The organism is Dactylosporangium sp. NPDC050588 (assembly GCF_040654975.1).
Classification (GTDB): domain Bacteria; phylum Actinomycetota; class Actinomycetes; order Mycobacteriales; family Micromonosporaceae; genus Dactylosporangium; species Dactylosporangium maewongense.
The window spans coordinates 39,151-62,041 of sequence record NZ_JBFAJA010000046.1; the positions used below are offsets into that span (position 1 = coordinate 39,151).

Below are 22,891 nucleotides of genomic sequence, written 5' to 3' on the forward strand. Positions count from 1 at the left end.
TGCCTGAAAACGGCGGCGGTGCCTGAAAACGGCGGCGGTGCCTGAAAACGGCGGCGGTGCCTGAAAACGGCGGCGGTGCCTGAAAACGGCGGCGGTGCCTGAAAACGGCGGCGGCGCCTGAAAACTCAGCGGCGGTTTTTCAGCACGCGAGGCTTGGCGTTCGTGCCGTGGGCGACGAGATTGCTGGGCGGCGTGAACTGGCGCACGGCGGTGCCGGCGAGCGCGTCGCGCAGCGTGTCGGCGACCGTTTCGCGGGGCTTGCCGGCGTTCGCGGAGCCGACCCGGTGCAGCGGGTTGTCGGGGTCGGCGATGAACCCGGCGATCGTCAGCCCCGGCGTCATGCCGACGAACCACGCGGCCCGGTTGTCGTCCGTCGTGCCTGACTTGCCCGCGACGGGCCGTTGGACCGTCCCGTAGACGCGCGCCGCCGTGCCCGCGCCGCCGCAGTCGCCGGTCGCCGCCTTGTACCCAGTGACGCAGCGGGCCGCGTCGATCGCGCCGCGGGCGACGTCCGGCGAGATCACCTGGGCGCAGCGGGGGCGGGCCACCGGTACACCTTGCGCATCCAGGGCCTCGGAGCCGTCCTGCTGCCGGATGGACACGACGGGGATCGGCTCGCAGTGGATGCCGTCGGCGGCGACCGTGGCGAACGCGCCGGCCATCTCCAGCGGGGTGGTGTCGGCGACGCCCAGGGTGAAGGCGCCCCAGGTCTTCGCCTTCGCGGGGGAGGCCTGCAGCTTGTCGATGCCGGTGCGCCAGTGCAGCCCGAGGCGCTCGGCCATGCGGACCGCGGCCTCGGCGCCGACGCGCTGCTCCAGCTGCACGAAGAACGTGTTGACGGACCTGCCGAAGCCCGACCACATGGTGTGCCGGCCGGTCATGGAGGCCGAGGCGTTGGAGGGGCACCAGCTGTCGATGCCGCAGCGCGCCGGGCTGTCGCGACCCGTCTTGTACTTGGAGACGAACGTCTTCGGCGAGTTGATCGCGGTGTCCAGCGGCATGCCCTGTTCGAGGGCGGCGAGCATCGTGAACATCTTGAACGTCGACCCGGCCTGGTAGCCGGCCATGTCGCCGCCGCCGAGCAGCGGGTTGACGGTGTTCGGGTAGTTGCCGCGGAGGCGCTTGCGCTGGCGCGGGTCGGAGTGCGGGCCGTTGCTGGCGCGGTCGAGGGAGTACGTGCGGTTCACCGCCATCGCCCGCACGAGCCCGGTGCCGGGTTCGACCGCGACCTGCCCGAGGGCGTAGGCGCTGCGCGTCTTCTCCCGCTTCAGCACCTGCGCCTGCGCGATGTCCTGGACCCGCGGGTCGAGGGAGGTCGTCACGGTGTACCCGCCGCGCCGCAGCCGGTCGAGGCGCTCCTGCGGGTTGGCGCCGAGCCCGGGCTGCGCGGCCCACCAGGACCGGAACATCGCGCAGAAGAAGCCCCAGCCGGCCCGGGTCTCCAGGCAGTCGTTCGGCGGTTCGCTGAGCTTCAGCGCGATCGGGGTGGCGCGCGCGGCGGCGGCGTCGGTGGCGTTGACGTGCCCGAGCTCGGCCATCCGGTCGATGACGTAGTCGCGCCGGGCGGTGGCGGCCGCCGCGTCGGTGGCCGCCGGGTCGTACGAGGACGGCGCCTGCACCAGGCCCGCCAGCAGCGCCGCCTCGGGGACGGTGAGGTCGGCGGGGCGTTTCGAGAAGTACACCTCGGCGGCGGCGAGGACGCCGTAGGCGCGGTGACCGAAGTAGGCGACGTTGAGGTAGCGCTCCAGGATCTCGGTCTTGCTCATGTGCTTCTCGAGCTCGATGGCGAGCTTCATCTCGCGCAGCTTCCGGGCGCCGGTCTGCTCGGTCGCCTCCGACACCTCGGCCGGGGTGTCGGCGCTGTCGCGCAGGACGTTGCGCACGTACTGCATGGTGAGCGTCGACGCGCCCTGCGACACCGAGCCCGCCTTCTGGTTCGCGACGAACGCCCGCGCGACACCCTTGAAGTCGACGCCGTGGTGCTCCCAGAAGCGGGCGTCCTCGGCGGCGACGATCGCCCGCTGCATCGTGGGCGAGATCGTGTCGATGGTGGTGTACGTGCGGTACTCCTCGTAGAACTGGGCGAGGAGGGTCGTGCCGTCGGCCGCGTAGACGTGGCTGGTCTGCGCCGGCAGGGAGGACCGCAGCGCGCCGACCGGCATCGACAGGGCGTCGGTGCCGCGCTTCACGCCCACGCCGGTGAGCGCGACCATGGGATAGACCAGGGCAGCGATCGCGAGCCCGACGATGAGGCCGGTCCGGACGAGGGCCAGGAATCCGCCGGCCACTCGCAGCGTGCGCGCGATCACACCTCCAAGCTAGGACAATTCGCCGTGCCGTACGCGACGATCGCCTGATGCTGCGGTTCCACGGCGATGCCGAGGTCGCGCCCGGTCTGGTCGACCTGGCGGTCAACGTGCGACAGGAGACGCCCCCGTCGTGGCTCACGGAGCCGGTCGCGGCGTCCCTGGCGCACCTCGCGCGATACCCGGACCGGACGGAGGCGACCGCGGCGATCGCGGCGCGGCACGGCCGGCCGGTGGACGAGGTGCTGCTGACGGCCGGCGCGGCGCAGGCGTTCACGCTGCTCGCTCAGGTGCTGCGCCCCCGGCACGCGGTGGTGGTGCATCCGCAGTTCACCGAGCCGGAGAGCGCGCTGCTGACCGTGGGGCACGCCGTGGACCGGCTGCTGCTGTCGGCCGACGACGGATTCGCACTGAAAGATCCGCCGGAATCGGCCGACCTCGTCATAGTCGGCAACCCCACCAATCCAACCTCATGTCTGCATAAATCCGCACAAATCGCGGGATGGGTCCGGCCCGGCCGGACGGTCGTCGTCGACGAGGCGTTCGCCGACACCGTCCCGGGCGAGCCCGAGTCGCTCAGCGGCAACCGCGACGTCGTCGTCATCCGCAGCCTGACCAAGACCTGGGGCCTCGCCGGCCTGCGCATCGGCTACGTCCTCGGTCCCCGCGACCTGATCGCCGAGCTCGACCGGCACGCGCCGCTGTGGAGCGTCTCCACCCCCGCCCTCGCCGCCGCCACCGCCTGCGCGTCGCCCCTCGCGGTCCAGACCGAGCGGGCCATCGCCGAGCGGCTCACGGCGGACCGCGACCACCTCGTCGCCGCGCTGCGAGCCGCCGGTGTGGAGATCGCCGGTGTACCGCGCAGCTCGTTCGTCCTGGTCAGGGTCGTCGATGGCGGCCGGGTCCGGCACGCCCTGCGCGGGCACGGGTTCGCGGTGCGACGTGGCGAAACGTTCCCGGGACTGGGCCCGGACTGGTTACGTATTGCGGTGCGGGACACTGCCACGAGTGACGCGTTCGTCGCGGTGTTGTCCAAGGTACTGGGAGGGTGACGTGCTCACTGAGACATTTTCTGGGACAATCGCGGCGATCCGGCCGCTCGACGACGAGGCGATCGCGGCGGCCAGGGCGCTGCAGGCCAGGCTGACCAAGCCGCCGGGGTCCCTCGGCGCGCTGGAGATGCTGGCGGTGCGCCTGGCGGGCCTCGCCGGCGCCTGCCCGCCCCCCATCCCGCAGCCCGCCGCGCTGGCGATCTTCGCCGGCGACCACGGCGTGCACGCGCAGGGGGTGACGCCGTGGCCGCAGGAGGTCACCGCGCAGATGGTCGCCAACTTCCTGGCCGGCGGCGCGGTCGTCAACGCGTTCGCCCGGCAGTGCGGCGCGAGCGTGACCGTCGTCGACGTCGGCGTGAAGGCGACCCTCGACCCCGCCGACGGCCTGGAGCTGCGCAAGGTCCGCCCCGGCACCCGCGACCTGAGCGCCGGGCCGGCGATGACCCGCGAGGAGGCGCTCCAGGCGATCGAGGTCGGCATCGACATCGCCCAGAAGCTCGTCGACGGCGGCGCGAAGGTGCTGCTGACCGGCGACATGGGCATCGCCAACACCACTCCGTCGGCGGCGCTGATCGCGGCGTTCACGCACGCCGACCCCGCGTCGGTGACCGGGCTGGGCACCGGCATCGACAGCGAGACCCACGCCCGGAAGGTGGCGGTCGTCACGTCCGCGGTCGTCGCGCTGCACGCCGAGGACCCGGTCGACGTCATCGCCGCGGTCGGCGGCCTGGAGCACGCCGCCCTCGTCGGCTACATCCTGCGGGCCGCGGCGCTGCGCGTACCCGTGATCATCGATGGGGTCATCGCCGCGTCGGCGGCCCTCGCCGCCGCCGCGCTCGCCCCGGCCAGCACCTCGGCGATGATCGCCGGGCACCGGTCGGCCGAGCCCGGAGCCGGCGTGGCGCTCGGCTATCTTGAGCTGGAACCGCTCGTCGACCTGGGCCTGCGCCTGGGCGAGGGCACCGGCGCCGTGCTGGCGCTGCCGATCGTGGCCAGTGCTGTCCGCGTGTTGCACGAGGTAGCCACTTTCGACTCAGCTGGAGTAGCCCACAAGTGAACCCATACCCCCTCGGTCTGGTGCTCGACGGCTTGCGTGTCCTGGTGGTCGGCGGCGGTGCCGTGGCCACCAGGCGCGTCCCCGCACTGCTCGACGCCGCCGCGGACGTCGTGCTGGTGTCTCCCCACATCACCCCCGCCCTGCAGGCCCACGTCGACGCGGGCCGGGTCACCTGGCGCGCGCGGCGCTTCGAGCCGGGCGACATCGAGGACGCGTGGCTGGTCCACGTGGCGGTCAGCGACCCCGCCGCGGCCGCCGAGATCAGCGAGCTGGCCGCCGCCCGGCGGGTCTTCTGCGTCCGCGCCGACGACCGGCACGCCGCCACCGCCTGGACCCCCGCGGTGACCCGCCAGGGGCCGGTGACCGTCGCCGTGCTCGGGGGCGGCGACCCGGCCCGCGCCGTCGCCGTCCGTGACGCGATCGGCGAGCACCTCGCGACCGGCTCGATCCTCGCGACCACCCCGCCCGAGGCCGGTCCGGGCCGGGTCGCGCTGGTGGGCTCCGGCCCCGGCGACCCGGAGCTGCTCACGGTCCGCGGCCGCCGGCTCCTCGCGGCCGCCGACGTGGTCGTCATCGACCGGCTCGCCGCCGGCCTGCTGCTCGACGAGCTGCGCCACGACGTCGAGCTGTTCGACGCCTCGAAGATCCCCTACGGCCCGTCCGCCGCGCAGGAGGAGATCAACCGGGTGCTGGTCGACCGCGCCCGGCAGGGCAAGTTCGTCGTCCGGCTCAAGGGCGGCGACCCGTATGTCTTCGGACGCGGCGGTGAAGAGCTTCTGGCCTGTGTCGCGGCCGGTGTACCGGTGAGCGTCGTCCCCGGGATCAGCAGCTCCATCGCGGTGCCCGCCGCGGCCGGCATCCCGATCACCCACCGGGGGCTGGCGCACGAGTTCACCGTCGTCTCCGGCCACCTGGCGCCGGCGCACCCCGAGTCGCTGGTGGACTGGGCGGCCCTCGCGCGGCTGCGCGGCACGCTGAGCATCCTGATGGGTCTGAAGAACCTGCCGGCGATCGCCGCCGTCCTCCAGGAGCACGGCCGCGCGCCCGACACCCCGGTCGCGGTGATCCAGGAGGGCACGACCCGCGACCAGAAGGTCGTGCGCGCGCGGCTCTCCACGGTCGCCGACGCGGTGAAGGAGGCGGCGCTGCGCCCACCGGCCGTGATCGTCGTCGGCCCGGTCGTCGACGCCCTCGCCGCCTGAGCCGAAACCTCATGATCCGGAAGACCTTGTGCACCTATAGCTGCACGAAGTCTTCCGGATCATGGGAACGGTGGATCAGGAGCGGTCGAGCTCCAGGGCGCAGCGGATCAGGCCCAGGTGCGAGTAGGCCTGCGGGTGGTTGCCCAGGGCCCGCTCGGTCAGCGGGTCGTACTCCTCCGGCAGCAGGCCCGTCGGGCCGGCACACTCGATGAACTGGGCGAAGAGCTCCTCCGCGTCCGCCCGGCGGCCGGTGCGCAGGTACGCCTCGATCATCCAGGTCGTGCACAGGTGGAAGCCGCCCTCGACGCCCGGCAGCCCGTCGTCCCAGCGGTACCGGTACACCGTGGGACCCTCCCGCAGGTCGGCCTCGACCGCCAGGACGGTGGCGAGGAACCGCGGGTCGTCGTCGGCGAGCAGCCCCGACAGGCCGATCCACAGCACCGACGCGTCCATCTCGTCGTAGCCGTACGCGACGGTGTAGGCGCCGAGCTTCTCGTCCCAGCCCTTGTCGAGCACGTTCTCGGCGATCGTGGAGCGCAGCGGCCCCCACGACTCCGGCACGGGGCGGCCGGCCCGCTCGAAGAGCTGGATGCCGCGGTCCACGGTCATCCAGCACATGACCTTCGAGTAGACGTAGTGCCGGGGCCGCCGGCGCGCCTCCCAGATGCCGTGGTCGGGCTCGTGCCAGCGCCGCTCGACGGCCTCGACCATCTGCTCCATGAGGGCGAAGTCGCCGTCCTCCGGCGGGCGCAGCTCGGCGAGCGTGGTGACCAGGTCGGCGACCGGGCCGAACACGTCGAGCTGCACCTGGCCGTTGGCCGCGTTGCCGACCCGCACCGGGCGGGAGCCCGCGTAGCCGGGCAGCGCCTCGATGACGGCCTCCGGCCCGAGTTCCGTGCCGTCGAGGTTGTACAGCGGGTGCAGCCGCTCCGGGTGCCCGTCGGTGTTGTCGGCGACCTTCAGCGTCCACTTCAGCAGCGACTCGGCCTCCTCGGTCGAGCCGAGGTCGACGAGCGCCTTGGCGGTCAGCGAGGCGTCGCGCAGCCAGCAGTACCGGTAGTCCCAGTTGCGCGACCCGCCGACCTCCTCCGGCAGCGACGACGTCGCCGCGGCCAGGATCGCGCCGGTCGGCTTGTGCCACAGGCCGCGCAGCGTCAGCGCGCTGCGCCGGACCAGGTCGCGGGCGACCGACGGCAGCTTCAGCGCGTCGGACCAGTCCCGCCACGCGGCCTCCGCGGCGATCTGCCGCTCATCGAGCTGCACCCGCGGCGGCTCGATCGAGTCGGTGCCCAGCCGCAGCTCCAGCATGGCGCTGCCGCCGGTGGCGCCGAGGTCGACCGTGGCACGGGCCAGGTCGCTGTGGCCGTCGGAGCTGATCTCCCACTCGATGCCGGGGGAGTAGAGCACCATCGGCTCGTTGGAGCCGAGCACCAGCAGGCCGTCGTCGCCGAGCGGCTGCAGGCGGATGTGCACCTGGCCGAAGTCGGGCCGCGGCACGAAGTCGACCCGGACCCGGGAGCTGCCCGACAGCACCCGGATCAGCGAGTTGCCCGTGCGGTGGTGGTCGAGCCAGTCGGTGACGGTGAGGCCCGACCAGCGGGTCTCCACGGTCATCGTGCCCGGGCGGTACCGCTGACCCAGCGGGATCCCGCCCTTCTCCGGCTGGACCGTGAAGTGGCCCGCGGCGGTGTCGCCGAGCAGGTCGGCGAAGACCGCGCCGGAGTCCGGCTTCGGGTGGCACAGCCAGGTGACCCGGGCCGCCGGCGTGAGCAGCGCGACGGTGTGCGTGTTGGAGAGCATCGAGTGCCGCTCGATCGGCACCGCCTGCTCGCCGAAGAGCCAGCGCCGCCGGGTGTGCAGCAGCAGCTCCAGCACGCTCACGGCCGCCTCGGCGTCGGGGATGCTGAAGCGGGCCAGCGTCTCGGTGCCGCCGTCCACGGAGCCGACCTTGATGCCCAGGTCGGGGCCGTGCAGGTGGGCGAACGCCTTCTCGTCGGTCGCGTCGTCGCCGAGGTACACGATGGCGCTCGCCGACACCTGCATCCGCAGCGCGTCGACCGCGAGGCCCTTGTCGGTCGGCACCACCGACAGCTCGATGACCTCCTTGCCGGTGGTCACCTCGATGTCGGGCCACAGCGCCGCACCGCTGCGGACCGCGTCGAAGACCCGCCCGGCGACGTCGCGCGGCGCCGCGCGGGTGTGCACCGCGACGCTGGCCGGCTTGGCCTCCAGGCGCACGCCCGGCTGGTCGCGGCAGATCGCGGTGAGCGCCGCGTGCAGCTCCGCGCGGCGCTGCTGGCGCTCCGGGGGCAGCTCGTCGACGTAGCCGACGTCGAACTCGGAGCCGTGGCTGCCGACCAGCCGCACCTCGGCCGGCAGGCGCGAGAGTGCGGCGAGGTCGCGCAGCGCGCGGCCCGAGATCACGCCGACGGTCGTCTGTGGCAACGAGGACAACGCGCGGACGGCCGCTACGGATTCTGGGCTGGGGGTCGCCTTCGTAGGGTCGGCGACGATGGGGGCGAGAGTGCCGTCGTAGTCACATGCCACCAGAAGGTTCGGCACGCGGGCGACGCGCAGCACCGCCGCGCGGAGGTCCGGGTCGAGCGAGAGGACGCTGCCTGTCGCCGAGTGTTGGTTCATGTCCGGCCTGTTCGTGGGAGCGATGGAGGTCGTTTGGGCATTTGACGTGCACACGGCGGTGCAAGGGCGGTCGTGTGGTCGTCATGATGCTGCGCCGAGAGCGTCGAGAAACGCGTCCGCCCAGGCGCGGACATCGTGTGAGCGCAGGTGGGAATGCATAGCATGCATCCGTTTGCGCCCTTCGACCGGGTCGACGTGGATCGCACGCATGAGTGCGTCTTTCACCCCGTCGAGGTCGTGCGGATTGCACAGGAAGGCCTGTCGCAGCTCGGCCGCCGCGCCGGCGAACTCCGACAGCACGAGCGCGCCGCCACCGTCGGCGCGGGCGCCGACATACTCCTTGGCAACGAGATTCATGCCGTCCCTCAGGGGAGTCACCATCATGACGTCGGCCGCGACGTACAACGCGGCCAGCTCAGCCCGACTGTACGACTGATGCAGGTAGTGCACGGCCGGTTGGCCAACTCGTCCGTACTCCCCATTGATCCGCCCGACCTCACGCTCAACGTTCACCCGCAGCGTCTGGTAGTGCTCCACTCGCTCCCGGCTCGGCGTAGCCACTTGTACCATCACCGTATCCGGCGCCGTGAGTCGTCCATCCGACAACAATTCACGGAAGGCCTTCAGCCTTCTTTCTATCCCCTTGGTGTAGTCGAGACGATCCACTCCCAGGATGATCGTCTTCGGCTCACCCAGCTCGGTCCTGATCGCCTTGGCTCTGGCCTGCACTTCGGGCGAGGCGGCGAGCCGCTCCATCTCCTCGACGTCGATCGAGATCGGGAAGGCCTCGGCGCGCACCGTGCGGCCCTCCCACTCCACGACGCCGCGCCGCACCCGGGTGCCCAGCAGATGTCGGGACAGTTGGACGAAGTTCTGCGCGCCGAGTGGCCGTTGGAAACCAACCAGATCGGCACCGAGCAGACCCTTGAGAAGTTCCGCCCGGCGGGGTAGTTGCATGAACAGTTCGACCGGGGGAAATGGGATGTGCAGAAAAAACCCGATCTTGAGATCGGGTCGGGTCTCGCGCAGCAGCGCCGGCACGAGCTGCAGCTGGTAGTCCTGGATCCATACGGTGGCGCCGGGTGCCGCGTCGTCGGCGACGGCCTTCGTGAACCGCTCGTTGACCAGCCGGTACGACTCCCACCATCGTCGTTTGAAGATCGGTGTCTCCACGGCGTCGTGATAGAGCGGCCACAGGCTGGAGTTGGAGAACCCCTCGTAGTACCGCTCGACCTCGCCCGCGCTCAGCGCGACCGGGTGCAGCTGCACCCCGCCCGCCTCGAAGGTCTCCTCGGGCAGCTGCGCGTCCCCCGTGCCGCCCGACCAGCCCACCCACGTCCCGTTGCGCTGCTGCAGGACCGGCTCCAGTGCCGTTACGAGGCCTCCTGGGCTCCTGCGGAAGCTGACCTCGCCGTCCGGTCCGACCACCTTGTCGACCGGCAGTCGATTGGCGACCACCACGAATGCACTGTTTCCAGCCACGTGTCGTGTCCTCCCCCTGGGTGATCCACCCTCGTACTTTCAGCCTACTGATCCGCGAAGTGCCCGGCAGCATGCAGCGTCCTGGCTCACAGGTGCGATCCTGCTGGGCATGTCCTCGCACGATGCCTACGCCGAGCCCGAACGGGGCCGGACGCTCACCGTCGTCCTGCTCGCTTTGCTGATCCTGACCGTCATCGGTGCATTGTTCGGATTCGTGCTAGGGCGTCGAGACATTGATGACCCTAAGTCAAATGCCGGCAACGGACAGTCTTCCCGGCCTGTCGATTCCGTCACCAGCCAGGCCGCCCCGAAAGGCATGCCGTGCCCGGCCTTCATGGAGGACGGGGTCAAGGACCGCGACGGCAAGGCGGCCCTGCCGCTGGTCCTGCAGCTGTACGTCCGCACCGACCGGCACGAGGTCTGGATCTGCCTGGAGGCGGACGGCGACGGCCTGTGGTATCAGGGGCACGACAGGCGCAAGAACTTCTCGGGTGTCGACGGGTCCGGCGAGACGCCGATCGAGGGCGACAACGGGCTCCTGGTTCCCAGGGGTAACGTCACCAACGCCGGCAACGACAAGTACATCGCGACCAACGAGGGCACCACGTACACCGTCTCCCGGGACAAGCTCGTGATCGCCGGCAAGCAGACCACTTCGGAGGACGTGCGGGAGTCCCAGCCGAGGAAGTGACGCCCGATTTGGGGGCGGGCGGCATGGCCTGGAAAGATTGACCCGACGCGAACACAGACTTACCGGAGGTAGGGGCGCACCGTGGCGCAGTACATCTACGTGCTCGAGAAGGCGCGCAAGGCGCACGGCGACAAGGTCGTGCTCGACAACGTCACGCTGTCGTTCCTGCCCGGCGCGAAGATCGGCGTGGTCGGCCCCAACGGCGCCGGCAAGTCGAGCCTGCTCAAGATCATGGCCGGGCTCGACAAGCCGAGCAACGGCGAGGCCCGGCTCATGCCCGGCTACACCGTCGGCATGCTCCTGCAGGAGCCGCCGCTCAACGAGAGCAAGACCGTCCTCGGCAACATCGAGGAGGCCGTCGCCGAGACCAAGGCGAAGCTCGCCCGGTTCAACGAGGTCGCCGAGCTCATGGCGACCGACTACACCGACGAGCTGATGGAGGAGATGGGCCGCCTGCAGGAGGAGCTCGACCACGCCGACGCGTGGGACATCGACTCCGCGCTCGCCCTCGCCATGGACGCGCTGCGCTGCCCGCCGCCGGACGCCGACGTCACCACGCTCTCCGGTGGTGAGCGCCGCCGCGTCGCGCTGTGCAAGCTGCTGCTCGAGGCGCCCGACCTGCTGCTGCTCGACGAGCCCACCAACCACCTCGACGCCGAGAGTGTCAACTGGCTGGAGCAGCACCTGCAGAAGTACGCGGGCGCCGTGCTCGCGGTCACCCACGACCGGTATTTCCTCGACCACGTCGCCGAGTGGATCGCCGAGGTCGACCGCGGCCAGGTCCACGGCTACCAGGGCAACTACTCCACCTACCTGGAGAAGAAGGCGCAGCGGCTCGCGGTCGCCGGCCGCAAGGACCAGAAGCTGCAGAAGCGCCTCACCGAGGAGCTGGAGTGGGTCCGCTCCAACGCCAAGGCCCGCCAGACCAAGTCGAAGGCCCGCCTCGAGCGCTATGAGGAGATGGCCAACGAGGCCGAGAAGACCCGCAAGCTCGACTTCGAGGAGATCCAGATCCCGCCGGGCCCGCGCCTGGGGAACATGGTCATCGAGGCCAAGGAGCTGGTGAAGGGCTTCGACGAGCGCGGGGTGCTGATCGACGGGCTGTCCTTCTCGCTGCCGCGCAACGGGATCGTCGGCATCATCGGCCCCAACGGCGTCGGCAAGACCACCCTGTTCAAGACGATCGTCGGCCTCGAGCAGCCCGACGCGGGCCAGGTCCGGGTCGGTGAGACGGTCAAGCTGTCCTACGTCGACCAGAGCCGGTCGGGCCTCGACGGCGACAAGACGGTCTGGGAGGTCGTCTCCGACGGCCTCGACCACCTGATGGTCGGCAAGGTCGAGATGCCGTCCCGGGCGTATGTCGCGGCGTTCGGCTTCAAGGGCCCCGACCAGCAGAAGCCGACGAAGGTCCTGTCCGGCGGCGAGCGCAACCGGCTCAACCTGGCGCTGACGCTGAAGATCGGCGGCAACGTGCTGCTGCTCGACGAGCCGACCAACGACCTCGACGTCGAGACGCTGTCGTCGCTGGAGAACGCGTTGCTGGAGTTCCCCGGCTGCGCAGTGGTCATCTCCCACGACCGCATGTTCCTCGACCGGGTCGCGACCCACATCCTCGCCTGGGAGGGCGACGAGAAGGATCCGGCCAAGTGGTTCTGGTTCGAGGGCAACTTCGAGTCGTACGAGAAGAACAAGGTCGACCGGCTCGGCCAGGAGGCGGCGCGCCCGCACAGCGTCACCTACCGCAAGCTCACCCGCGACTGAGGTGGCCCGCTTCGTCTACCACTGCGCCCTGCGCTGGTCCGACCTGGACGCGTACGGGCACGTCAACAACGCGCGCTTCCTCACCCTGTACGAGGAAGCGCGCGTGGCATTGATGTTCACCGCGGCGAAGTCGGCCGGGTTGCAGACATTCGAGGACGGCATCGTCATCTCACGTCATGAGATCGACTACCTGCGGCCCATCGACTACGGCGATCCCGTGCGCATCGAGCTGTGGCTGGAGGAGATCAAGGCGAGCCGATTGACGGTCGCCTACGAGCTCTTCGACGGCGACGTGGTCGCGTCCCGCGCGCGGACCGTCTGCGTGCCCTTCGACCTCGCCGCCGGCCGGCCGCGCCGGGTCAAGGACGTCGAGCGCGAGTTCCTGTCCCCGTGGCTTGGCTAGCGGATTCCGGGATCGCGGACGCCCGGGCGTTCCTGGCCCGGGCGGTCCGCCTCGACACGGGCGCACTGGTCCGGCTCCGGCCGGCCGGTGACGGGCGCGTCACCCTCTGGTCGCGCCTGCCGTGGGGTGTCCTGGTGAGCCGCGGCGTCCCCGGACGCGTCGACGGCGATCACACCGTCCTGGCCCGCGAGCTGATGACTGTGCTCGATGGCAATCTTCCCGCCATCCGGGACAGCGAGTGGCTGTGGTCCATCCCCGGGGACGCGGGTGTGGTCGTGGAGCGCATCCCGGGTGCCGACATCCGGCGGGTCGGGGCGGCCGCGGCGGACACGTTGCGGACCGCCGCCGCGGAGGGCGTGGGTGGCCGCGCGGTCGGCTCCCGGGTGCTCCGCGACGCGCTGCTCGATCATGTGCCGATCGTCGTGACGACCGACGGCGGCGAGCGGGTCGAGATCCCCCAACGGCTCGTGCAGGCGGTCGTGCGAATGGGGTTCATGACGAGCGAACGTGCACCTGCACGAGACTTCGTCGATGTTCGGAAATCGGGTCCATGGACGGCTCTGGCCTGCGCATATGGCTCAGCCTGGCATCGTGCTGCCAAGACTCTCTTCATCGGATAGACGGTGGTAAGACCCTCACCCGAACGGGTGGGGCGAGGGTGAAATTGGGGGCTGCTGAAACTCGTCCGAACGGGTACCGTCCTCATTCGGGTCCACCGCCGAGCGAAATCACTCGGCGACGGACCGCAATTGCGGGTGGAGGCCACGGGGGAGCTAGGGAGCGCGGGACGATGCCAAAGTGGCCATGGCGTGCCGAGCAGACGGACGGGTCGCAGACCGACACGACCGTCGCGCAGCTGGCACGGGAAGAGCCGATTCCGGTGACCGACGCGGTGTGCGACGGAGCCCCGGACGCGGGTGCGGGCGTGATCGCACCGGTGACGTTGCTGCGGGTCGCTGAGGCCCTCGAGCAGCTGGAGATTCGATACCTGACAGATGGGGATGGCAGCCTTCTCGCGCTGTGGGAGCGCCACGCTGTGCTGTTCGCCCTCGAGGGGCCATCGGACGAGATCCTCGTCGTGCGTGCCAGGCCGCATGCCACGGTGCCCCCGGACTGGGCCGACCGGTCCTACCGGGTGGTCAACGAGTGGAACCACACACGCCGCTTCTACAAGGCCTACGTCGGCGACCCCACCGACCGCGGCCAGCTCCCGATCTACGCCGAGATGCAGGTGCCCCTGCTGTCCGGTGCCCACCCCGAGCTCATCGCCGAGCTCGTCGACTGCGCGGCCGTCGTCGCGATGGGGTTCGTCGACTGGCTGCACGACGAGGGCGCACTGCTCTGACGCTGCTGTGTGCCCCGCCTTTTCCGGACATTTCCGGTAACGGCGGGGCCGCGTACCGGCGCCGCTTCGACGTGATCCGTGGGCATGGGACGATAGGGGTCTGATCCCCGCCAACTCGGAGAACGGACGCCTGTGCCACCGACGAACGACCCCGGCGTGAACCGTCCCGGTGCCACCGTGCCGGACCGGATCCGCAACTTCTGCATCATCGCGCACATCGACCACGGCAAGTCGACGCTGGCCGACAGGATGCTGCAGCTGACCGAGGTGGTCGACGCTCGGCAGATGCGGGCCCAGTATCTCGACCGCATGGACATCGAGCGCGAGCGCGGCATCACCATCAAGAGCCAGGCCGTCCGCATGCCGTGGCGGGTCCGCGAGGGGGACCTGACCGGCGAGCAGTTCGTGCTCAACATGATCGACACCCCGGGCCACGTCGACTTCACCTATGAGGTCTCCCGCAGCCTGGCCGCCTGCGAGGGCGCGGTGCTGCTGGTCGACGCGGCGCAGGGCATCGAGGCGCAGACGCTCGCCAACCTGTACCTCGCGCTCGAGAACGACATGACGATCATCCCGGTGCTCAACAAGATCGACCTGCCGGCCGCGCAGCCCGAGAAGTACGCCGAGGAGCTCGCCCACCTGATCGGCTGCGAGCCCGACGACTGCCTGCGCGTGTCGGGCAAGACCGGCGTCGGCGTGGCGCACCTGCTCGACGAGATCGTGCGCCAGCTGCCCACCCCCGGCGTCGGCAGCGACGACGGCACGGCCCGCGCGATGATCTTCGACTCGGTGTATGACGTGTACCGCGGCGTCGTCACGTACGTCAGGGTCGTCGACGGCCGGCTCGGCGCCCGCGACCGGATCAGGATGATGTCGACCGGCGCGGTCCACGAGCTGCTGGAGATCGGCGTCATCTCGCCCGAGCCGATCAAGAGCGACGGGCTCGGCGCCGGCGAGGTGGGCTACCTCATCACCGGCGTGAAGGACGTGCGCCAGTCCCGGGTCGGTGACACGGTCACCATCAACGCCAAGCCGGCCACCGAGCCGCTCGGCGGTTACAAGGACCCGAAGCCGATGGTCTACTCGGGGCTCTACCCGATCGACGGCTCGGACTATCCGCTGCTGCGCGACGCGCTGGACAAGCTCAAGCTCAACGACGCCGCCCTGGTGTACGAGCCGGAGACCAGCGCCGCGCTCGGCTTCGGCTTCCGGTGCGGCTTCCTCGGCCTGCTGCACCTGGAGATCATCCAGGAGCGCCTCGAACGCGAGTTCAACCTCGACCTGATCTCCACCGCGCCCAACGTGGTCTACCGGGTGATCATGGAGGACGGCAAGGAGCACGCCGTCACCAACCCGAGCGAGTTCCCCGACGGCAAGAGCAGCAACATCTACGAGCCGACCGTCCGGGCCACCGTCCTGACCCCCAACGACTTCGTCGGCGCCGTCATGGAGCTGTGCCAGGGCCGCCGCGGCTCCCTGCAGGGCATGGACTACCTGTCGGCCGACCGCGTCGAGCTGCGCTACACGCTGCCGCTGGGCGAGATCATCTACGACTTCTTCGACCAGCTGAAGAGCCGCACCAAGGGCTACGCCAGCCTCGACTACGAGCCCAGCGGGGAGCAGCAGGCCGACCTGGTGAAGGTCGACATCCTCCTGCACGGCGAGCCGGTGGACGCCTTCAGCTCGATCGTGCACAAGGACAAGGCGTACAACTACGGCGTCACCATCGCCTCCAAGCTGCAGAAGCTCATCCCGCGCCAGCAGTTCGAGGTGCCGATCCAGGCCGCGATCGGCAGCCGGATCATCGCCCGCGAGACGATCCGCGCCATCCGCAAGGACGTGCTCGCCAAGTGCTACGGCGGTGACATCAGCCGGAAGCGCAAGCTGCTGGAGAAGCAGAAGGAAGGCAAGAAGCGGATGAAGATGGTCGGCCGCGTGGAGGTGCCGCAGGAGGCGTTCATCGCCGCACTGTCCACGTCCGACGCCCCCACCGCGGACAAGCCGAAGAAGTGAAGCACTGCCCCCGTTGCGGGGCGTCCACGGACGCCCCGCCGGTGGAGTGCGCCACCTGCGGCTACGAGGTCTTCCTCAACCCCCGCCCGACCGGCACCGCCATCATCTTCGACGACGCCGACCGCTTCGTCGTCATCCGCCGCGCCCGCCCGCCGCAGGTCGGCTGGTGGGATCTGCCCGGCGGCTTCTGCGACGGCTGGGAGCACCCCCGCGACGCGGCGGTCCGCGAGGCCCGCGAAGAACTCGGCGTCGAGGTCCGTCTCGGCGACTTCGTCGGCATGTGGATCGGCACCTACGAGTACCAGAACGAACAGCTGTCCGTCCTGGACTGCTTCTGGCTGGCCCGGCTGGCCCCCGGCGCCACCATCACCCTCGACACGTCCGAAGGCACCGAGTATGCCTGGGTGCCTTTGTCCGATCCGCCCCCTCTCGCGTTCATCACGATGGAGTCGGCCATACGCGAGGTTCGTCGATCGCCGGGGCGTTTGGTCACCTGAGGTCACGGGCAATAAGAGCGCAACCGCAACTGCAATCCCCCAGGTTGAGGCTCTGAAGGAGGACACCGTGACTGTCACCGGAATCATCACGGCACTGATCGTCGGCCTGATCGTCGGTGCGCTCGGGCGCCTGGTCGTCCCCGGCCGCCAGAACATCCCGATCTGGCTGACCATGGTGATCGGCGTGGTCGCCGCCCTGCTCGGCACCGTCATCGCGAACGCCATCGGCATCTCCACCGACACCCCCGGTGTCGACTGGGGCGAGCTGCTGATCCAGGTGCTGGTCGCCGCGGTCGGCGTGGCCCTGGTGGTCGGCGTGTCCGGTCGCGGGCGCCGCAGCACCCTGTAACACCCCCATCGCGTCAGGCCCCCAGCCTCCCCGGACTGGGGGCCTTCGCGCGGGGTGGACGCGGAGCGGCCGTGCGCCTCAGGGGTTGAGGGGCACGGCCGCTTCGGTCAGGCAGGGGGGTAAAGCTAGCGGAGCCAGGGGATGGAGCGGTCGAGGAGGCCGCGGGTCTTGAGCTCCTTGCGGAGGGGGATCTCCTCGTCGATGTAGCCGTTCCAGTTGATGCCCCAGTAGTTGGCCGTGTGCGTGGCCTCGCCCAGGAGCTGGCGCTGGACGGGGGTGCGGTTGGCCCACCACTCGCCGTCGTAGTCGATCGGCATGTCGTCGAGGTTGCGGATCCACCGGTACGTGTAACCGATGAACAGCATCTTGCGGGTGACCTCGGAGTAGTTGGGCGACCGGGAGTGCCAGAGGCGCCGGTCGAAGATGAAGCAGTCGCCCGGGTTGGCCGTGATCTCCACGGTGCCCTCGGGGTCCGGGTTCTCGACCGTGGTGTCGGCCGGGCGGGGCAGCGAGTTCCAGAGGTGGCTGCCCGGGATGACCTTGGTGGCGCCGCGGCCCTTCTCCGAGAGGTCGGAGATGACGTAGGCGATCTTCAGCGAGAACATGGGCCGCGGGAGGTTCGGGTCCATGGTCTCGGGGTCGGAGTTCTGCCGGTACCCGTCCTGGTGCCAGCCCCACGAGGGAGCCTCGGTCATCGCCGCCGGCGGGGTGATGTCGAGGTGGTTGTGGTGCGTGTAGATGTTCCAGCCGGCCAGGCCCCACATGTATGGGAAGAGGGTCGGCTGGGTCAGCAGGTGCCCGAAGAGCTCGTCACGGTTCAGGAAGCCCAGCAGGTGCAGCGTGCCGTCCTTCTTCATGCTGCTGGAGCCGGCCGCCTGCTCCTCGGCGTAGACCCGGTCCATGGCGGCTTCGAGCTGCGCGCGGTGGTCTTCCTTCAACACGTTGCGGACCAGCAGGAAGCCCTGGTCCAGGAATTCCTTGCGGTCGGCCTCGCTGATCGGCTCATAGCCGGTCAGACCGCCGTAGTCGGGTGCAGCGGACGTCATGTCCTCCCCTTACTTTCGTCAACCAGGGAACGACCGATGGTAACGCGAGGTGTACAACGGACCGAGTCGGGAGTTCTCCACCGGACAGTGCGAAATCGCGTCCGAACGGCGTGCAACCTGCGCGTCAGTAGACCTCGGCGACGACGCGGTCGCCGCCGGCGCCGCCACGCTGCGTGATCCGGGCCCAGCTGCCGCTCTTCGCGGTCCACTCCATGTCGTTGAACGCGACCCGCTTGACGCCGTGGTCCTGGGCGTGGGCGACCATCCAGTGCGCGTACTGCCAGCCGGTCTTCTGCTCGCGGACCTTGAGCGCGACCCCGACGAGGTCGGTGACGTCGGCGGTGCTGACGTTGCCCCAGTCGAGCTTGACGCCGGCGGCGAGGGTCTGCGCGGCCTCGACGCCGTGGCTGGAGGACTCGGTGACGGTGCAGGAGACGGCGCCGGTGGCCTCGCCGCTCAGGGCGCGGGCCATGATCTCCGACTCGTCGACCCACTTCTCGTACGCCTCGGGGTGGGCGCTGCGCTGCACCTCCTGCGCGGCGTCGGTGACGCGCATCTTCTCCCAGCCCTTGACCTTCAGCAGGGCGGTGTAGAAGGCGTTCGCCGCGTAGCGCGGGTCGGCGATCTGCTCGGGCTTGCCCCAGCCCTGGCTGGGCCGCTGCTGGAAGAGGCCGATCGAGTCGCGGTCGCCGCCGGCGAGGTTCTCCAGCTTCGACTCCTGCCACGCGGTGGCGAGGGCCACGACCAGCGCCCGCCGGGGCACGCCGCGGCGCAGGCCGACGGCGGTGATGGTGGCGGCGTTGGCGACCTGCTCCGAGTCCAGCGGCACGGAGGTGACGGTCGAGGAGGAGCCGGACGACGCGGCGGGCGCGCTACCGGCGTCGATGACGCAGGCGCGGCCCGGCGGCAGCAGCGCCGGCAGGTGGTCGCCGACCTTCTGCAGCAGCGCGTAGATGCCGGCGGTCGCGACGATGCCGAGCACCACGATCGCGATCAGCACGTGTCGTGTACGCATCGTCACCTCCTGACCTGAGAACTTGACCAGCGTACGTCCCACCCGCCACCACATCCCCGCGCTACACACCGGGACGGGACGGGTCCGGCCGTTCAGGCGACGCCGTCAGGGATCCAGTTTGGGTCTCGTTTGTCCCGGAATGCCATGATTCCCTCGATTCCTTCGGCGGAACCGAAATACGACACGGAAAGTTCTGTCATGGCCGCCAGCTCGTCACGGAACGTGTCGGCTTTCCGTCGCCGGAGCAGTTCCTTCGTGCCGCGCAGGGCGCCCGGCGCTCCCCGTACCAGTGCCGCGACGAACGCCGAGACGGCCTCGTCGACCTGGTCGGCGGCGACGGCGGCGGTGACCAGACCGATCTCGCGGGCCCGGGCGCCGTCGAACGTCGCCCCCGTCAGGAACAGCTCCGCGGCGGCGCGCGGGGACAGCCGCGGCAGCACCGTGGCGGAGATCACGGCCGGGATGACGCCGATGCGCACCTCGGAGAACGCGAACGTCGCCTCGAGCGAGCAGACCGCGATGTCGGCGGCGGCGATGAGGCCCAGGCCACCCGCGCGGGCGGGCCCGGTGAGCCGCGCGACGACGGGCTTCGGGCACTCCCAGATCGCGGTCAGCACCTCGCCGAGCCGGTTGATCGGCGGCTTGCCCGAGCCGAACGCGGCCGCGGTCTCCTTCAGGTCCGCGCCCGAGCAGAAGACCGGCCCGGTGTGGGTGAGCACGACGACCCGCACGGCGTCGTCCGCGGTGGCGGCGGCGAGCGCGGCGAGAAGCTCCTCGATCAGGGCCGTCGACAGCGCGTTGCGGTTGGCGGGGCTGTCGAGCGTGACCGTCGCCACGCCATGCGCCGTCTGTGACCGTACGAGTGGCATGCGGGCACACTAGTGAAATGCCCGGAACACTGCCAGAAGGTGAGCCGATCCCGCGGGACGGCGCGCTGCCCGAAGGGGTCGCCGACGCGGCGGGGGAGGCGGGGTTCGGGGTCTACGTCCACGTCCCGTTCTGCGCGTCCCGCTGCGGGTACTGCGACTTCAACACGTACACCGCCGACGAGGGCGTCCTGAGCGCCGGCTATGCCGAGCAGGTCCTCGACGAGCTGGCCCTGGCCGCCAAGGTGGTCGCGCCACCGCGGGTCGACACGGTCTTCTTCGGTGGCGGCACGCCGACGCTGCTGCCGCCGGCGGAGCTGGCCCGCATCCTCGACGGCATCGACCGCACCTGGGGCCTCGCCGGCGACGCCGAGGTCACCACGGAGGCCAACCCGGAGTCCGTCGACGCGGCGGGGCTGCGGCAGCTGCGCGCGGCCGGGTTCAACCGGATCTCCCTGGGCATGCAGTCCGTCGCGCCGGGCGTCCTGGCGGTGCTCGACCGCCGGCACACCCCCGGGCGGCCGGCGGCGGCGGTCGCGGAGGCGCACGCGGCCGGGTTCGAGCGGGTCAACCTGGACCTGATCTACGGCACGCCCGGCGAGCGCCCCGAGGACTTCGCGGCGTCCCTGCGCACCGTGATCGGCTCGGGCGTGGACCACGTGAGCGCGTATGCCCTGATCGTCGAGGACGGGACCCGGCTGGCGGCCCGCATGCGCCGCGGCGAGCTGCCGTTCCCGGACGACGACGTGGCCGCCGACCGCTACCTCGCCGCCGAGCAGGCCCTGACGGAGGCCGGGATGACGTGGTACGAGGTGTCGAACTGGTCCCGCGACTCGCCCTGCCGGCACAACGAGCTCTACTGGCGCGGCGGCGACTGGTGGGGCCTCGGGCCCGGCGCGCACAGCCACGTGCGGGGGGTGCGGTGGTGGAACGTGAAGCACCCGCACACGTACGCGGCGCGCCTCGCCGACGGTGCGTCGCCGGGGCACGCGCGGGAGGTGCTGACCGAGGAGGAGCGGCGCTTCGAGGACGTGCTGCTGCGGATCCGGCTCGCCTCGGGCCTGCCCCTGGCCGTCCTGGAGCCGCCGGCGCTGGAGGGCGCCCGCCGCTGCCTCGACGACGGGCTGCTGGAGGCCGAGCCGTTCGCCGAGGGCCGGGCCGTGCTCACGCTGCGTGGCCGCCTGCTGGCGGACGCCGTGGCCCGCGACCTGACCTGACCTGCCCTCACCTGACCTGACCTGCCCTCAGAGGGGCCGGACATGGCGAGGGGCGGCTCGATGGCCGCCCCTCGAACGATCGGGCCTTACTTGATGAAGCGGTACGTCATCGGGTAGCGGTACAGCTCGCCGCCGTTGGCCTTCATGCCCGCGATGATCGCGAACACGACGATGACGATCCACGGCACGATGAGCGTGAGGCCGAAGGTGCACACCGACAGCAGGGCGCCCACGAACAGGATGATGCCCCACGTGATGTGGAAGTTCAGCGCCTCGTTGGCGTGCGCCTTGACCGTGGGCGACTCGTTGCCCTTGGCCAGCAGCGCGATGAGCGGGGCGATGAAGCCGATGAAAATGCCACCGAAGTGCGCGATCAGGGCCCAGGTCTTCTCGTCGCTGTTCGCGTAGCCGACCGGGCCGGCGCCGGGGTATCCACCGGGCTGCTGGTATCCGTACTGACCCGGCTGCTGGTAACCGCCGGGCTGCTGGTAACCGCCGGGCTGCTGGTAGCCACCGGGCTGCTGGTAACCGCCCTGCTGGTAGGCGTTCGGGTCCTGGTAGCCCGCGCCGCTGGTCGGCGGCGGGTAACCTCCACCGGAGACCGGCGGCTGCTGGCCGTAGTCCGGGCCCGGCGGCGGATACTGTGCCCCGCCCGGCATCGAATAGGGGTTGTTGGGGTCCTGCGGCACGCCGTACTCCCCGGGGCGAGGTGGTTCACTCATGGGGGCCACGGTAGGGGTACCGATCAAGTATCGCCAGCGACGTGGCATGACTTCTTTTGGACAAACTTGGCGCAGACCAGTCCAATAGCGGCGGTTCGCACACATGACGATCATTCCGTGGGCGGCGCGGGCGACGTAGACTGGCACTCACAAAGTGGGAGTGCCAGTTTCTCGAGGAGGTGCGCATGGCTCTCGACGAGCGCAAGCTCGAGGTCCTGCGTGCCATCGTCGAGGACTACGTCGCCACCCAGGAGCCCGTCGGGAGCAAGGCCCTCGTCGAGCGGCACAACCTGCGGGTCTCTCCGGCGACGGTCCGCAACGACATGGCCGTCCTCGAGGAGGAGGGCTATATCCGGCAGCCGCACACGAGCGCCGGTCGCGTGCCCACCGACGCCGGCTACCGGCTCTTCGTCGACAAGCTGTCCCGCGTCAAGCCGCTGAGCCCCGCCGAGCGACGGGCGATCGAGCGGTTCCTGATCGGCGCCGTGGACCTCGACGACGTCGTGCACCGCACCGTGCGGCTGCTCGCGCAGCTGACCCGGCAGGTCGCCGTCGTGCAGTATCCGAGCCTGTCGCGGGCCAGCGTGCGCCACTTCGAGCTGGTGCCGCTGTCCACCACCCGGCTGATGGTGGTCATGATCGCCGAGACCGGCCGGGTCGAGCAGCGGATGGTCGACCTGCCCGGCCCGATCCTCGCCGACGACGTCACCGAGCTGCGCCGCAGGATCAACGAGAAGCTCGTCGGCAAGCGCCTCGTGGACACCCCGCCACTCGTCCAGGCGCTCGTCGAGGAGTCCGGGCCGAGCCTGCGCCCGCCGATGACCGTCCTGTCGACCGTCCTGCTGGAGACCCTGGTCGAGCGCACCGAGGAGCGGATCGCGCTCGCCGGCACCGCCAACCTGGCCCGCGGCGGTCTGCTGGACTTCCAGGGTTCGCTGCGGCCGATCCTCGAGGCGCTCGAGGAGGAGGTCATCCTGCTCAAGCTCTTCGGCGAGGTCGAGCCGAGCATGACCCGGGTCCGCATCGGCGACGAGAACGAGATCGAGGACCTGCGCAGCGCGTCCATCGTGGCGACCGGCTATGGGCCGGGCTCCATCGTGGTGGGCGGCATGGGTGTGCTCGGGCCGACGCGGATGGACTACCCCGGAAACATCGCCACGGTGCGTGCCGTGGCACGCTACGTCGGCGATCTGCTGGGACAAGGTTGAACCTCATGGACGAGTCAGG

At 70.5% G+C, this 22,891-nt stretch carries 19 protein-coding genes and 1 pseudogene; 13 read left to right on the plus strand and 7 right to left on the minus strand.

What is annotated here, in order from left to right:
* Positions 1–125 precede the first annotated feature (125 nt).
* Positions 126–2,213, minus strand: a complete 2,088-nt coding sequence (locus tag AB0I21_RS29480) for a transglycosylase domain-containing protein (RefSeq protein ID WP_360566091.1) — start codon at positions 2,211–2,213, stop codon at positions 126–128.
* 113 nt (positions 2,214–2,326) lie between these two features.
* On the opposite strand from AB0I21_RS29480, the gene cobC reads away from it, so the two are divergent.
* From cobC to cobA, 3 genes are read left to right on the plus strand one after another with little or no spacing between them, the layout of a single operon-like run.
* The gene (cobC, locus tag AB0I21_RS29485; RefSeq protein WP_360566093.1) at positions 2,327–3,358 is read left to right on the plus strand and encodes an Rv2231c family pyridoxal phosphate-dependent protein CobC; all 1,032 of its coding nucleotides are present in this window, start codon (positions 2,327–2,329) and stop codon (positions 3,356–3,358) included.
* 1 nt (position 3,359) lies between these two features.
* Positions 3,360–4,415, plus strand: coding sequence for a nicotinate-nucleotide--dimethylbenzimidazole phosphoribosyltransferase (gene cobT, locus AB0I21_RS29490; protein ID WP_360565999.1), 1,056 nt, complete (start codon positions 3,360–3,362; stop codon positions 4,413–4,415).
* On the plus strand, positions 4,412–5,617 hold the full coding sequence (cobA, locus tag AB0I21_RS29495; protein WP_360566001.1) for a uroporphyrinogen-III C-methyltransferase: 1,206 nt from the start codon (positions 4,412–4,414) through the stop codon (positions 5,615–5,617). Before cobT ends, cobA begins: the two co-directional genes overlap by 4 nt.
* A gap of 75 nt (positions 5,618–5,692) precedes the next feature.
* Here the strand turns inward: cobA and otsB are convergent, their stop codons facing one another.
* Both otsB and AB0I21_RS29505 read right to left on the minus strand, forming a co-directional pair.
* Positions 5,693–8,257 (minus strand): trehalose-phosphatase, encoded by a 2,565-nt coding sequence (gene otsB / locus AB0I21_RS29500; RefSeq protein WP_360566003.1) that lies wholly within the window; start codon positions 8,255–8,257, stop codon positions 5,693–5,695.
* Positions 8,258–8,338: 81 nt separating this feature from the next.
* Positions 8,339–9,739, minus strand: a complete 1,401-nt coding sequence (locus AB0I21_RS29505) for a trehalose-6-phosphate synthase (RefSeq protein WP_344512003.1) — start codon at positions 9,737–9,739, stop codon at positions 8,339–8,341.
* Positions 9,740–10,073: 334 nt separating this feature from the next.
* On the opposite strand from AB0I21_RS29505, the gene AB0I21_RS29510 reads away from it, so the two are divergent.
* From AB0I21_RS29510 to AB0I21_RS29545, 8 genes and pseudogenes are all read left to right on the plus strand, one after another.
* Positions 10,074–10,430: a hypothetical protein gene (locus AB0I21_RS29510; protein ID WP_360566006.1), complete on the plus strand. Its 357-nt coding sequence runs from the start codon at positions 10,074–10,076 to the stop codon at positions 10,428–10,430.
* A gap of 81 nt (positions 10,431–10,511) precedes the next feature.
* Positions 10,512–12,191, plus strand: coding sequence for an energy-dependent translational throttle protein EttA (gene ettA, locus AB0I21_RS29515; RefSeq protein ID WP_360566007.1), 1,680 nt, complete (start codon positions 10,512–10,514; stop codon positions 12,189–12,191).
* A 1-nt stretch (position 12,192) separates the two neighbouring features.
* Positions 12,193–12,594: a thioesterase family protein gene (locus AB0I21_RS29520; RefSeq protein ID WP_344511997.1), complete on the plus strand. Its 402-nt coding sequence runs from the start codon at positions 12,193–12,195 to the stop codon at positions 12,592–12,594.
* A pseudogene (locus tag AB0I21_RS29525) lies at positions 12,582–13,091 on the plus strand (hypothetical protein); the annotation flags it as partial. The gene AB0I21_RS29520 and the pseudogene AB0I21_RS29525, both read left to right, overlap by 13 nt.
* Before the next feature lie 293 nt (positions 13,092–13,384).
* Entirely contained in the window at positions 13,385–13,939 is a 555-nt protein-coding gene (locus tag AB0I21_RS29530) for a YbjN domain-containing protein (protein WP_360566009.1), read from the plus strand.
* Positions 13,940–14,071: 132 nt separating this feature from the next.
* Positions 14,072–15,952, plus strand: coding sequence for a translation elongation factor 4 (gene lepA / locus AB0I21_RS29535; protein ID WP_360566011.1), 1,881 nt, complete (start codon positions 14,072–14,074; stop codon positions 15,950–15,952).
* Positions 15,953–15,993: 41 nt separating this feature from the next.
* Positions 15,994–16,449, plus strand: coding sequence for an NUDIX hydrolase (locus AB0I21_RS29540; protein ID WP_360566013.1), 456 nt, complete (start codon positions 15,994–15,996; stop codon positions 16,447–16,449).
* A gap of 67 nt (positions 16,450–16,516) precedes the next feature.
* Complete coding sequence (locus AB0I21_RS29545) at positions 16,517–16,798, plus strand: GlsB/YeaQ/YmgE family stress response membrane protein (RefSeq protein WP_360566015.1); 282 nt, start codon at positions 16,517–16,519, stop codon at positions 16,796–16,798.
* A 125-nt stretch (positions 16,799–16,923) separates the two neighbouring features.
* On the opposite strand, the gene AB0I21_RS29550 is transcribed toward AB0I21_RS29545, so the two are convergent.
* The 3 genes from AB0I21_RS29550 to AB0I21_RS29560 form a co-directional block, all read right to left on the minus strand.
* The gene (locus AB0I21_RS29550; RefSeq protein ID WP_360566017.1) at positions 16,924–17,844 is read right to left on the minus strand and encodes a phytanoyl-CoA dioxygenase family protein; all 921 of its coding nucleotides are present in this window, start codon (positions 17,842–17,844) and stop codon (positions 16,924–16,926) included.
* Positions 17,845–17,968: 124 nt separating this feature from the next.
* Positions 17,969–18,865, minus strand: a complete 897-nt coding sequence (locus tag AB0I21_RS29555) for a hypothetical protein (RefSeq protein ID WP_360566095.1) — start codon at positions 18,863–18,865, stop codon at positions 17,969–17,971.
* Positions 18,866–18,951: 86 nt separating this feature from the next.
* Positions 18,952–19,728, minus strand: a complete 777-nt coding sequence (locus AB0I21_RS29560; RefSeq protein ID WP_360566019.1) for an enoyl-CoA hydratase-related protein — start codon at positions 19,726–19,728, stop codon at positions 18,952–18,954.
* A 17-nt stretch (positions 19,729–19,745) separates the two neighbouring features.
* Here AB0I21_RS29560 and hemW point away from each other — a divergent pair, with 17 nt between their 5' ends.
* A complete protein-coding gene (gene hemW, locus AB0I21_RS29565; RefSeq protein WP_360566021.1) occupies positions 19,746–20,942 on the plus strand; it encodes a radical SAM family heme chaperone HemW in 1,197 nt (398 codons plus the stop codon).
* An 86-nt stretch (positions 20,943–21,028) separates the two neighbouring features.
* Here the strand turns inward: hemW and AB0I21_RS29570 are convergent, their stop codons facing one another.
* Complete coding sequence (locus AB0I21_RS29570; RefSeq protein ID WP_360566023.1) at positions 21,029–21,664, minus strand: DUF4870 domain-containing protein; 636 nt, start codon at positions 21,662–21,664, stop codon at positions 21,029–21,031.
* Between the two features lie 185 nt (positions 21,665–21,849).
* On the opposite strand from AB0I21_RS29570, the gene hrcA reads away from it, so the two are divergent.
* Entirely contained in the window at positions 21,850–22,872 is a 1,023-nt protein-coding gene (gene hrcA / locus AB0I21_RS29575) for a heat-inducible transcriptional repressor HrcA (protein ID WP_344511977.1), read from the plus strand.
* The last annotated feature ends 19 nt before the right edge of the window (positions 22,873–22,891 follow it).

Coding starts and splice junctions, on each gene's coding strand:
- AB0I21_RS29480 (WP_360566091.1), bottom strand. CDS start 2,213: ATGGTCGCGCTCACCGGCGTGGGCGTGAAGCGCGGCACCGACGCCCTG.
- otsB (WP_360566003.1), bottom strand. CDS start 8,257: ATGAACCAACACTCGGCGACAGGCAGCGTCCTCTCGCTCGACCCGGAC.
- AB0I21_RS29510 (WP_360566006.1), top strand. CDS start 10,074: ATGGAGGACGGGGTCAAGGACCGCGACGGCAAGGCGGCCCTGCCGCTG.
- AB0I21_RS29530 (WP_360566009.1), top strand. CDS start 13,385: ATGCCAAAGTGGCCATGGCGTGCCGAGCAGACGGACGGGTCGCAGACC.
- AB0I21_RS29550 (WP_360566017.1), bottom strand. CDS start 17,844: ATGACGTCCGCTGCACCCGACTACGGCGGTCTGACCGGCTATGAGCCG.
- AB0I21_RS29560 (WP_360566019.1), bottom strand. CDS start 19,728: ATGCCACTCGTACGGTCACAGACGGCGCATGGCGTGGCGACGGTCACG.
- hemW (WP_360566021.1), top strand. CDS start 19,746: ATGCCCGGAACACTGCCAGAAGGTGAGCCGATCCCGCGGGACGGCGCG.
- AB0I21_RS29570 (WP_360566023.1), bottom strand. CDS start 21,664: ATGAGTGAACCACCTCGCCCCGGGGAGTACGGCGTGCCGCAGGACCCC.
- hrcA (WP_344511977.1), top strand. CDS start 21,850: ATGGCTCTCGACGAGCGCAAGCTCGAGGTCCTGCGTGCCATCGTCGAG.